The sequence below is a fragment of the Aquimarina pacifica genome, from assembly GCF_000520955.1.
In the GTDB taxonomy this organism is placed as follows: domain Bacteria; phylum Bacteroidota; class Bacteroidia; order Flavobacteriales; family Flavobacteriaceae; genus Aquimarina; species Aquimarina pacifica.
Genome location: NZ_JACC01000014.1, coordinates 140951 through 153924, shown reverse-complemented (window position 1 = coordinate 153924; position 12974 = coordinate 140951). Strand labels below are relative to the sequence as shown.

General features: G+C 36.1%; 9 protein-coding genes. 8 read left to right on the top strand and 1 reads right to left on the bottom strand.

All coding sequences use genetic code 11. The features are described from left to right. Window positions 1-459 precede the first annotated feature (459 nt). Window positions 460-822: a hypothetical protein gene (locus DZ60_RS0110475; protein ID WP_025742027.1), complete on the top strand. Its 363-nt coding sequence runs from the start codon at window positions 460-462 to the stop codon at window positions 820-822. 98 nt (window positions 823-920) lie between these two features. After that, window positions 921-1634: a hypothetical protein gene (locus DZ60_RS0110470; RefSeq protein ID WP_152537410.1), complete on the top strand. Its 714-nt coding sequence runs from the start codon at window positions 921-923 to the stop codon at window positions 1632-1634. A 986-nt stretch (window positions 1635-2620) separates the two neighbouring features. On the opposite strand, the gene DZ60_RS0110460 is transcribed toward DZ60_RS0110470, so the two are convergent. Then, window positions 2621-3112: a YbhB/YbcL family Raf kinase inhibitor-like protein gene (locus tag DZ60_RS0110460; RefSeq protein ID WP_025742025.1), complete on the bottom strand. Its 492-nt coding sequence runs from the start codon at window positions 3110-3112 to the stop codon at window positions 2621-2623. 249 nt (window positions 3113-3361) lie between these two features. On the opposite strand from DZ60_RS0110460, the gene DZ60_RS0110455 reads away from it, so the two are divergent. The 6 genes from DZ60_RS0110455 to DZ60_RS0110430 all read left to right on the top strand — a co-directional run bounded on the left by DZ60_RS0110455 (window position 3362) and on the right by DZ60_RS0110430 (window position 12965). Then, window positions 3362-5251: a GMC family oxidoreductase gene (locus tag DZ60_RS0110455; protein WP_025742024.1), complete on the top strand. Its 1890-nt coding sequence runs from the start codon at window positions 3362-3364 to the stop codon at window positions 5249-5251. A gap of 10 nt (window positions 5252-5261) precedes the next feature. Beyond that, window positions 5262-6347 carry a ferritin-like domain-containing protein gene (locus DZ60_RS0110450; RefSeq protein ID WP_025742023.1) on the top strand — a complete coding sequence of 362 codons (1086 nt, stop codon included), beginning with the start codon at window positions 5262-5264 and terminating at the stop codon, window positions 6345-6347. Window positions 6348-6422: 75 nt separating this feature from the next. Next, window positions 6423-6902, top strand: coding sequence for a hypothetical protein (locus DZ60_RS0110445; RefSeq protein WP_025742022.1), 480 nt, complete (start codon window positions 6423-6425; stop codon window positions 6900-6902). A gap of 30 nt (window positions 6903-6932) precedes the next feature. Then, window positions 6933-8207 carry an FG-GAP repeat domain-containing protein gene (locus tag DZ60_RS0110440; RefSeq protein ID WP_025742021.1) on the top strand — a complete coding sequence of 425 codons (1275 nt, stop codon included), beginning with the start codon at window positions 6933-6935 and terminating at the stop codon, window positions 8205-8207. 7 nt (window positions 8208-8214) lie between these two features. Continuing rightward, window positions 8215-10245 carry an amylo-alpha-1,6-glucosidase gene (locus DZ60_RS0110435; RefSeq protein WP_025742020.1) on the top strand — a complete coding sequence of 677 codons (2031 nt, stop codon included), beginning with the start codon at window positions 8215-8217 and terminating at the stop codon, window positions 10243-10245. After that, complete coding sequence (locus tag DZ60_RS0110430; RefSeq protein ID WP_025742019.1) at window positions 10242-12965, top strand: MGH1-like glycoside hydrolase domain-containing protein; 2724 nt, start codon at window positions 10242-10244, stop codon at window positions 12963-12965. The genes DZ60_RS0110435 and DZ60_RS0110430 overlap by 4 nt, the downstream gene beginning before the upstream one ends. Window positions 12966-12974 lie beyond the last annotated feature (9 nt).

Sequence of the window (12974 nt, the reverse complement as noted above, 5' to 3'; positions counted from 1 at the left end):
TCTAACCACAACTTTTTGGAATGATCCCTTTTTACCAATCTCTTTTCATTATTTTTTAGTATATTTTATAGCATATTTTTATCAACCATGATTTAAAAATTTTTTCTGAGTAGGTATCTAAAAAATATCAACATTCTATATCTATTATTTTATCTTTCTTCCATAATAGTAATTCTAACTGTTGCCTTTTCCGAAAAAAAAAATCTTATCTACGTGTTTCCGTTTGTGATTTTTTTTATATACACTATTTATATAAAATATGTTAAAAAAGTTAATCTATTATTTTTACTAAGTATAGCTGTAGTTACTACTGGCCACACATTATTTTTCATAAATTTCACTACGTATTTCCCTTTTGTAAGCTCATTGACTATTAGCACTTTTGTATTAAGAATTTTGATTTTAAAACCTTTTCTAATATTACACAAGGTAAAAATAAGTTCATTATTTTCTTTTTCAATGGTTATTACACTTGGTTTAATCTCCTATCTTGTATATGCCGTTTTCGACTTAACCCTCCCTTTTATAAAAGATATCATTCCTTTTGTTATCGTAAGCATTACTGGATTATTGGTCTACTCTGGCATTTCTTATCTCGTTTACAGCATGGATATTTACAAAGGAAGAATAAAGCTTATAGTAACTGCATGCGCATGGATGTTTATTCACTCTATAATCCCTATCAATGAATTATTTTATCATGATCATATTCTAGACATATTTATCATCACGATACAGATATTAGACATATATGTTTTTATGAAATTTTTGTTAGAAACAGAACCGAAAGTAGTAAAGACTAATCGAGAAAATTACCTTTGACCCATGTATAAAAGGGCAAAGAATAGCCCATACATGAAATTTTCACTATCTTATGCCAAGAGTAAACAATTTTAGAAAATCAAAATAGTTATTTGAGGTTGAAATATTTAAAAAACATTGGACTTGCTAACTTAATATTTTACTTTTTTTCAGTTTCTGTAATTATAATAGCTATTTTTTTTGATAAAAAGCTCTTAATGTTCGCTATACCTGCAACCATTACCTCTATTGGTGCGCTTTACATCAAAAACGACAAAAATATCAACTTTTGGTACTTAGGCAGTCTTATAACCATGTCAGTTTGTAATGTTTTAATTTATATTGATTTTATAAAGTACTTTCTTTCTATCAATATACTAATTACCCTGTATCATTTTCTATCTGTTATTTCCCTAATAGATTATATAGATTTCAAAAAAATTAAAAGAACGAATTTCTTTTCTTTTTCACTTATAATCGCAACGCTGTTAATTTTATATCTGATTTATGCTGTAGTTGATTTAATTTTTGATTTTATTCTACCATATATTGGGTTTTCTTTACTTAGTGTGGTTGGCTTAATGTTATATGTAATTGTTTCTTTTGTATTATACAAAACAGAGGTATATAAAAGCGGCATTAAACTTTTGATAGCTGCGTATATTTGGATGTTTGTTCACGCTATGACACCTATCAATGAAATATCAATTAATTTTCGAATCTTTACGGTGCTCATAATAGCCATGCATATCATAGGACTGTATCTTTTTATGAGGTTCTTGATCGAGAATGAACCTACTAAAAATCAATCTGACTCAGAAAAATATTTGTGACACATACTAAACTTCTTACTACATTATTTCTCCTGACCCTATTACCTAGAGACTACCTTATCAAAAGGCTTTATCAACACCAAAAAAGTTAATTTCTGGCACTTACTAAACTAAAACCAGCTGATTTTTATACATTTACACCTGATAGTACAGAATTCAAACTTCTTTTTTAGTATCTTTTACCAAAATGATGTCAACCCCTAATAAAGAATAACTTGTCTTTGAAATTTTTAAAGAATATTCACTACACACAAGCCCTATTTTATCTTTCATCTATAACAGCAATTACAATCGCTCTGTTTTATGAAAGAAATGCACTATGCTACGTACTACCTTTTGTATTTATTTTTTTAGGTTTTATTTATAAAAAGCAAACCGAGAAGATGAATTTTTGGTATATAACTAGTTTGGTAGTAATCATATTTTGTGATACTTTAATTTATATTAATTTCAAAAAATACTTCATTCATATTTGTGTTCTCAGCAGTGTATACTACTTTTTATCAATTATTGTTTTAGTAAAATATATGCTCCCTAAGAGAATAAAGACCCGAACACTATTTTCTGTCCCCATAGTTGTTAGCACTATTTTAATAATCTATCTTATCTACTCTATCTCTAAACTCGTATTTGACTTTATACAAGACGTTATCCCTTATATAGTATTAAGCATAGGAAGTTTAATAATCTACATCATAATTTGTTATTTGATTTACATCAGCGATATATACAGAGGAGGAATTAAACTTTTGATAGTGGCTTCCTTATTTATATTTCTTACATCTTTACTACCTATAAATGAACTGTTTTATTATGATAATATCTTCACTACGCTTATTAATATAACTCAAATACTATCACTATATATATTTCAACAATTTCTTGTTGAGATGGAAACGGCAAAAATTAAATCAGATGAAGACACATACTTATAACTACATAGATCCTATTATCTTTACTTTACTATAATAAGCATTACCACATTCTCACCCTTGCCCATAAGCTACAAGAGAGGCCTTGGTTATAACATTTGCATTAAGCATAAAACCGATCCATGCGGCGCAGGCAGAATCATCTACAACAATAGGGGACTTCAAAGCATACACCGTTATTAAATAAGTATGTAAGGTATTGGGTTGTGGGCATGGCCCCACATATCCTCTAATTCCTGCATCATTAGTACCATGCTCTGCTCCTGCAGGTAATTTGTTTTCTGAAGTAGTTCCCGAATTGGCTTCAATAGAATTTTCGCTATTCGGAATATTATAAACTACCCAATGCCAAAAACCACTTCCTGTTGGGGCATCTTGATCATACATCGTAATAGCAAAAGCTTTGGTACTCTTTGGTGCATTTTTCCAGGTAAGCTGTGGCGAATAGTTTTGACCAGAACAACCAAAAGCATTTCCTAATTGCTTATCAGTAATTTGGCCCGGAAGATCTATACTAGTTACGGTAAAAGAGTGGTTAAAATCCATGGATATTAGTTTTAGAAAAAAGGTGTGATTACTTATTATTTCATTTTTTTAAGTTAAAAAAATTAAAAATAAATTTCTTCTAAATTCTAAACTTTTTTCAAATTATTTTTTAAAAAACAAACATTTAAAATATTGATTTTTAATTATATACAAGTACAAAGCAAGAAAAATATTAAAACTATGTTTATTCTTTTTTTTTTGAAAAACTCTTTATAGCTTTAGAAGAACTAATAACCAACTATTAACTATATGCGTCACAAAAATAGAATTGTAGACCACAAAACCGCGTTTGCTAAAAACTACGATGTGGTTATTGTAGGCTCAGGAATTAGCGGATCTATTATTGCCAAAGAACTTAGTAAAAAAGGATATGATATTCTTATCCTAGAAGCAGGTCCTGGTAAAGATCTTACTCTTTCGGGATATGAAAAATACTTGAATAATTTTTATTCTGCAGTATCCAAAGACAATAATGCACCATACAAAAGAAACCCCAACGCTCCTATGCCAAGGAGTGTTGATGTAAAAAAACTCGAATCCGGAAAACCAAATACCGACAGTTATTTGGTGCAAAATGGTCCTTTTATAAGTGATTTTACCTATTCTAGAGTTGTAGGCGGTACCACTATGCATTTCGAATCAAAGACTCCGAGAATGCTCCCAGAGGATTTTAATATTCTCACTAGATATGGTCGCGGGCTAGATTGGCCATTAAAATACGAGGAGCTTATGCCATATTACCGCAAGGCAGAATTTGAAATGGGCGTTTCTGGAGATGTATCTAGTCAGACATTTTCAAATGAAAAAGCATATGAAGATGGGTATGTATTCCCGATGCAAGAAATGCCCCCGTCCTATCTGGATCAATGTGTTGCTAAAAAAGTAAATGGAACCAAAATTAATATTGCAGGAGAAATACGTTCTTTAAAAATACGAACCTTTCCACAAGGCAGAAACGGCATTCCGAATGAGGATTATAAAAAATTCAATAACGGAGAACTTTTTAGACCTGTTGGAGCAGTTAGCCAGCATCAGGCAGAAGAAGGGGAACGCTGTCAAGGAAATAATAATTGTACTCCTATATGTCCTGTACAGGCCAAATATGATGCACGTAAAACACTAGCTCAGGCATTAGAAAGTGGTTGTGTAGATATTCTTACACGAACCGTGGCATCTCGCGTGGTTATTGATCCCGTTACCCAAAAAGTATCAGCAATCGTCTGTAAATCCTATAAAGACTTAGACTCGAAAGAATATACTTCAGAAACTATAACTGCAAAACTATTTGTACTTGCTGCAAATGCTGTAGAGAATGCAAGACTAATGTTAGCTTCAGGACTTAATAGTAGCAGCGACCTGATGGGGCGTAATCTCATGGATCATCCTTATTTACTAACCTGGGGTCTTTTGCCAGAAATTGCAGGTACTACACGAGGGACCATTTGTACTTCGGGGATTAGTGACATCAGAAATGGTGATTTTAGAACAGAACAGGCCGCATTTGCCGTAGACATACATAATGACGGTTGGGGTTGGGCTACCGGCTCACCTACCACTAACCTTGAAGATATTGTCGATAATAAGAATAAATTTGGTAAAGATCTGCGAAATGAATTAGTACATCAGATTTCTAAGCAACTTCTGTTAGCCAATATGGTTGAAATGATGCCAGATCCATGCAATAGAATCACAGTCAATCCTAAATATGTAGACCAATTAGGAAACCCAAGACCCATTGTAACGATGCAAATTCCTGAGTATACTATGAAAGGAATTGCCTATGCTCGGCAAATGTCTAGGCAAATTTTTCAGAGATTGGGCGCCGAAGATTATTCTGTTTATGGCACTGATGACTATGGGTATGTAAAATACAAAGGAGAAGGATATGCAATCAGAGGAGGGAATCATCTTGCCGGAACACACATTATGGGAACCGATGCTACTAATTCTGTAGTAGATGCGAAGCAAAAGTCGTGGGATCATTCGAACCTCTATCTGGTAGGAGCCGGCAGTATGCCAACTATTGGAACATCGAATACCACATTAACTCTGGCGGCCCTATGTTTTAAGAGTGTTGACGCTATTCTAGAGGATTTAAAACACCTACACTCTTCAAAACAAATTAGTAACCAACTCTAAAAACTTTACAATGCACTTACATCCAATAAAAACCGTAGAAGACCTACAGTTTTATGTAGCTACTGCTATACAGTTAGAACATGCAACCATTCCTCCTTATCTTACAGCCATGTATTCCATCCATCCAGGCACCAATAAAGATGCTTATGATGTGATGCGCGTTGTAGCAATTGAAGAAATGCTTCATTTGACACTGGCCGCTAACCTTATGAACGCCATAGGAGGAACACCAGACCTTACCCAAAAAGGATTTGTTCCTTCATACCCCACCTATCTACCTAATGGTGAAACCGATTTTGAGGTAGGCTTGGGCAAATTCTCATTAGAGACCATTGACACTTTTCTGAACATCGAACGACCACCCTTACCCACCAATTCTAAAAAAAATAACGCAACATCAAATTTGGGACTTCTCAAAACACAAAGAACCAAAAAAATGTTAATTCCAACATTTAAGTCAGCAGAAGGTGATGAGTTACACTTCTATAGCATAGGAGAATTTTATAAAGCAATTGGTGAAGGAATTACAAAACTCACTGAAGAACTGGGAGAAAAAAACGTATTTGTTGGTGACCCTGACAAACAAATAACACCAGAATACTATTACTCAGGAGGAGGAGAAATTATTCCTATACATAATAAAAAATCAGCGTTAGCTGCGATTCGATTAATTTCTGAACAAGGAGAGGGACATGAAGGGGGAATTTTTGATTACGAAGGAGAACTTTCTCATTACTATCGCTTTCAGCAAATAAAACTAGGCAAATATTACCATAAAGGTGATGAGCCTAATGACCCAAGTGGTGAGTCAATGCCTATTGATTGGGATGCTGTATACCCAATACAAAGTAATCCTCGAATAGAAGATTTTGAGAATGTATTAGAATTAAAAAAAGCCGCAATAGACTTTAATCTTTTTTATAAAAATTTTCTAAAACAATTAACTAACTCCTTTAACGGGAAACCTGACCAACTTATCAGTGCCGTTGGAGGAATGTTTCGTATTAAGGAAATGTCTTATCAATTAATGCGAAATCCTATTAATGAAAAAGAAAAAACTACAGGAGCTCCCACTTTTGAGATCGATTTAGTTTAATAACCACACCATTTATTCTTTAATCTTAGATGTAAAAGAAGCATGTAAATGGTTTTACACAAATACCTATTAATTATGAAAACGCATCACGAAAAATTAAGTGTTTTTTTAGACCTTTCTGTTGTGCTTACCGCATTTTCTGCTTATCAGCTGCATGGTACAGGTCAACTCGAAGCATACTATACTACCATCGTTGATATCATAGGAGATCAAACAATGTCTGAGATTTTAGTTGCATTTAATACCGCAAAAACCGAAGCTTCTAGTGATCAAAAACAACTTGAGCAACAAATACGAATTCACCTATTAAGTAACGATAAGTTAGGACCTATTACTAGAAATATTATTAAAATGTGGTTTATAGGTAGCTGGTATCAACTTCCAAATATTTGGAGAGAAGCTTATGGTAAATCCGAAAAAGATCAAACATTTGTTGTATCCTCAATAGCCTATACAGAAGGCCTACTCTGGCCCACAATAGATTCTCACCCCCCAGGAGCAAAAGCACCAGGTTATGGAACTTGGGCAAATCCTCCTAAAATTTCAGAAGTATAATAATAAATTAACGTAATTAAACGATACATTATGAATAACCAACCTAAAGACGTATTAAGCTATCTTAATGATGGTGAGATCAAAACACCATTTTTTACGAAAGTAACCCTTGCCGACAAACAAGATGATGGCTATTGGATAGAGGCTGTTGATATTAACGGAAACGGAAAATTAGATATTGTTACCTCTGGATTGGCAGTAGGTAAAGTAGTATGGTATGAGAATCCCTCATGGAAAAAGCGAGAAATTGCAGATTTTCCATTGCCCGTAGCCATAGAAGTAGGTGACGTAACTAGAAACGGAACTCAGGATTTAGTAATTTCACATAACTATGGAAATTGTATGTTCTGGTGCAGACCCGAAGATGGTAAAATTTCTTGGTTAGAAAATCCCGGAACCTATGGGGATGACATCCATTGGAAATCACATTTTATAACTGATCTAATGGCTGCACATCGTCTACAGGTCGGGCATTTTACAAAAACTGATAAGCTACAACTTATGGCACTTCCTGTTGTAGGATGTAAACCCTACGGAGAAGGTGTACATGACCCTGTAGCGATGACTCTTTTTGATATTCCAGAAAATCCAACATCTCTAGAAAAATGGAATGGTCAAATTATTGATAACGCCAATTTTAGAGTGATTCACGGAGTTGTAAAAAACAAATTCGGAGGCTACTCAGGCCCTGACAATCAATCTGTACTTCTAGCTAGTGAAGAAGGGATCAACTGGTTCTATTTTGACACCGAAATAGGAGAATGGAAAATTGTTCCCATAGGAGAAGGAGATCAAACTGGTCAAGCAGGCCAGTTTAGAGGTTGCGGTAATGTTGCTTATGGTCGAATTGGCGATGATCCCTACGCATATATCGCAACCATTGATCCGTTTCACGGAAATTTGGTAACTGTCTATACCAGGAAACCTGGCACAAATCTTACGGATCACCCATGGAAAAGAACAATACTTGACACTTTTGGAGAATTCGACTCAAAAACCCAAGGTCCCGGACATCATATTATCACTGGAGATTTTGATGGAGATGGAGACGATGAATTTTTAGTAGCTCTCAAAGGCCCCTTACCTCATCAAGGTGTCTATTATTACAAAGCCATTGATGCCGAGAATGGACTTTTTGAACGATGGAGAGTATCTTCTGCATCTGCCGCAAGAATAGTGATTGGTGATTTTAATGGAGATGGGCGATTAGACTTTGCCACAACCGGGTATTATACACCTGGATATTACTTATGCGATAATTCGCAGGTAAACGTATTTCATAACAGTTTTGCAGACTTAAAATAAGAAAATCATGAGTGTACATTTTGGAAGAGAGACAACTGGAAATTTGTCTATAGCAGAAAAGAAAGAATGGATCATCACAAATGGAATAGGCGGATATGGTTCTGGCACCATAGCGGGTTCAATGACCCGAGGATATCATGGTTTGATGGTGGCATCACTTCATCCTCCTATAGACAGAAAATTAATGTTAACAAAATTAGACGAAGTCCTTACTTATCGTAATACAAACTATGATTTGACTACAAATCGATGGATTTCTGGATCCGTTGCTCCAGAAGGGTACAGAAACATCGAAAGTTTTACCTTAGAAGGAACAATCCCTTGTTGGAGATATGCCTGTGCAGATGCCATTTTCGAAAAAAGAATATGGATGGAGCATGGCAAAAATACAACATACGTCTCCTATACATTAGTGGCAGCAGAAGAGCCCGTATCATTAAAGGTATCTGCATTAGTCAATAATCGCACGTTTCATAACACAGGGCAATTTCCTTGGCCAGTAACGATAGATAGTATTTCAGACGGAATTAAAATCACTACCCAAGATACAGATTCATTACCATTAACCATAAAAATGCAGGGAGCAAATGTATTCCCAAAAAATGAACTATACAAAGACTTTCAACTACCCGTCGAGGTAACAAGAGGGCTCAATAGCAATGATACACATATACATGCCGCCGATTTTGAAACCACCATACAGCAAGGTCAAACCCTATTATTTTTGGGAACAGCCGAAGAAAACACCGATTTTAACACAACATCTTATCAAAACGAAAAAAAACGAGAAGAGTATATTTTAAATCAATGGCGACAGCTTCGTAGAAACAAGAAAAAAGAACAACCTGATTGGATACAGCAATTGGTCCTTGCCGCAGATCAATTTGTAGTAAATAGAGCGACATCAAGTACAGATACCCCAGGAAAAAGTATAATTGCTGGGTATCATTGGTTCGGAGATTGGGGCAGAGATACAATGATTAGTTTACCAGGATTAGCCCTGTCTACAGGTAGGTCAAAAGATGCCGGTCCTATTCTAGAAACATTCGCCAAGTATGTCGATCAAGGAATGCTTCCTAATCGCTTTCCTAATGCCTCAGATACTCCTGAGTATAATACTATTGATGCGACATTATGGTTTTTTCAGGCAATACGCACCTATTATGAGACGACTAAAGACAAAAACTTAGTACACAGACTCTATCCAAAACTACAAGAAATAATTGATTGGCATATTAAAGGAACGCGATATGGTATTCAGGTTGATCCAAATGACAATCTACTGCGAGGAGGACAAGATGGGATACAGCTCACTTGGATGGATGCCAAGGTTGGTGATAAAGTAATTACACCAAGAATAGGGAAACCTATTGAGGTAAATGCCCTTTGGTACAATGCGCTTAAAGCCATGGTGTTGTTTACAGATATACTAGGAGAACCAACGGATCAATATGTTGCGATGGCCAATGCTACCAAAAAGGGATTCGAACGGTTTTGGAATGACGAAAAAGACTATTGCTTTGATGTACTCGATGGTCCCAACGGCAATGAAACGCTATTACGTCCCAATCAATTATTCGCAGTCTCCCTTCCTGAAAGTCCGCTCTCTGAAGAACAGCAAAAAAAGATCGTGGATATTTGTTCAGAAACCTTACTGACCTCTCATGGATTGCGATCGCTGGCTACATCAGAATCAGAATACATCGGCATTTACAGAGGGGATCAATATCACAGAGACAGTTCATATCACCAAGGTACTGTCTGGGCGTGGTTAATTGGTCCTTTTATTCATGCATATCTCAAAGTATACAAGAACACGGCCAGTATTCAACGGTTTTTAGAACCTTTTGAAGATCACCTGTTAGGAGTTGGTTTAGGAACGATCAGTGAAATTTTTGATGGTGATGCCCCTTTTGCTCCAAAGGGCTGTATTGCACAAGCATGGAGTGTTGGTCAAATTCTTCAGGTGTATGATGAGATCGAAAAATACGAAACAATATCAACTACAAAAAAAACGGCTAAACTAACTACGATATGAGTCAAAATATAGAAGTTACTCGTATGACGAGTCAGTATTCAAACGAAAAAAAATCACACGAAGAGTGGTTGCACTGGGGACCTTACCTATCAGAACGACAATGGGGGACAGTACGAGAAGACTATAGTCAGGGAGGAAATGCATGGGATTATTTTTCTCATGATCAGTCCAGATCCAGAGCCTACCGATGGGGCGAAGATGGTTTAGGAGGAATTTCTGATCCAGAACAACGATTATGTTTTGCCATCGCACTCTGGAATGGCCAAGATCCCATTCTTAAAGAGCGTTTATTTGGATTAACTAATGGTGAAGGAAACCATGGCGAAGATGTAAAAGAATATTATTACTACCTAGACAATACACCCACACATAGTTATATGAAATGGTTGTACAAATATCCACAAAAAGCGTTTCCGTACAATGATTTGGTTACCGAAAACGGAAGAAGAAAAGCTGATCCGCATTCCTTTGAGTATGAGCTTATGGATACAGGAGTTTTTAATGAAGATCGATATTTTGATGTACAGGTAGAATATGCAAAATCGAATACTCAGGATATTTTGATCAAAATAAAAGTAACTAATCACGGTCCTGAAGCAGCACCAATTCATATCTTACCAACGTTCTGGTTTAGAAACACATGGTCATGGTTTCTGGATGCCGAAAAACCCATTTTAAAGGGTGAAAAGAGCACAAGCTCTAACAATTTTGCCACGATAAAAGCATCTTCAATCTCAGAAAGTACTACTAAAGATATGATGCTTTATTGTGAACAACCTGATGACCTGCTTTTTGTAGAAAATGAAACTAACAATGAAAGACTTTGGGGCAGCACTAATAATACTCCTTACCCAAAGGACGGAATCAATGATCATATCATAGCCAATAGCAATACAATAAATCCTGCGTTGACAGGAACAAAATCAAGTGCGGTATACGCTACGACTCTGGCTTCTAATGAGACCAAAGAAATCCGTTTGCGCTTATCGCAGGACTTATCTATTTCGGACCCGTTTTCTATTGATTTTGATGTGGTTTTTACTAATCGTCTGCAAGAAGCTGACGAGTTCTACGAGTCTTTAGCTCCTACAAGTCTTACTGACGAACAAAAAATGATCCAGCGGCAAGCCTATGCTGGGATGCTATGGGGAAAACAATATTACAATTATGTGGTAGCAGATTGGCTAGACGGAGACCCCGCGGGGCCAAAACCACCCCCAGGCCGAGGACGGAACAAAGAATGGCGCCATATGTATGCCAACACAATTATCTCTATGCCCGACACATGGGAATACCCGTGGTTTGCCGCATGGGATCTTTGTTTTCAATGTGTTGTTTTTGCCAGACTGGACTTACAATTTGCAAAAAACCAACTACTCGCATTGGCACATGAGTGGTATATGGCACCCAATGGGGCTATACCCGCTTATGAATGGGCATTTAGTGATGTAAATCCTCCCTTACATGCATGGGCGGCACTTACTATTTTTGAGATCGAAAAAGAAATGAAAGGATCGGGTGACACTAAGTTTATCGAAGATATATTCGAACATTGCCTCATGAACTTTACCTGGTGGACAAATCAACAAGATACCGATAGCTCTAATTTGTTTGAAGGTGGTTTTCTGGGTCTTGATAATATATCTGTAATCAATCGAAGTAATCTAGGTGATTTCGAAAGACAAATTGGGCATCCGATAACCTTAAAACAATCTGATGGCACTAGTTGGATGGGGATGTATTGTATTAATATGATGCAATTAGCACTCATACTGGCAGAAGAGAACCAAAAGCAATATTCTCATTTTGTCAGTAAGTTTTTCCAACATTTCGTATTTATCGCAGATTCTCTAAATAGTATCGATCACGCCTCTAACGGAGAGGTAAAACTTTGGGATGAAGAGGATGGATTCTATTATGACTTTTTACAAATTCATACCAACCCTACTCAGAATATATCTATTAAATTGAGGTCGTTGGTAGGAATCATACCCTTATTTCCGGTCGCCAAAATTGATTTAAGTCAGATGGAAGCTACTGTTGCTGATGAACTCAAAGAACGTTTGGATTGGTTCGTCTATCGCCATCCTGAACTATTAGGACAGGTACAAACATCTAAAAAATCAATTAAAGCATCCGGATCAGAGGACGAAATCATGCTATCCTTTGTAAAACCAGAACGACTTACAAGAATACTAGAACGTGTATTAGACGAGGCTGAGTTTTTGGGACCTCATGGGATTCGAGGGATTTCTAAGCACTATCAGAACACTCCTTATTCTATGTCTGTCGACGGAGCATATCTCGAAGAAAAATATGAACCTGCAGAATCTGCTGATGGTTCTTTTGGGGGTAATTCTAACTGGAGAGGCCCTGTGTGGTTTCCAATTAATTTCTTATTCATTAATTCCTTAAGAAAATATGATGAGTTCCTCGAAAGTGATTTTACAGTAGAATATCCTAGTAATTCTGGAAATCATATCTCCTTAAGTCAAGTCGCTGATGAATTATCAAAACGACTAATTCAGATTTTTGAAAAAGATGCTAACGGAAATAGGCCTGTTTATGGTGGAAATCAAACCATGCAAAACAATCCAACATGGCAAGATCTAATTCTCTTTTTTGAATATTTTCACGGAGATAATGGCGCCGGATTGGGTGCATCACACCAAACCGGGTGGACAGGGCTTGTAGCAGAACTTTTATCTCAAATTAAATAATAAACCATC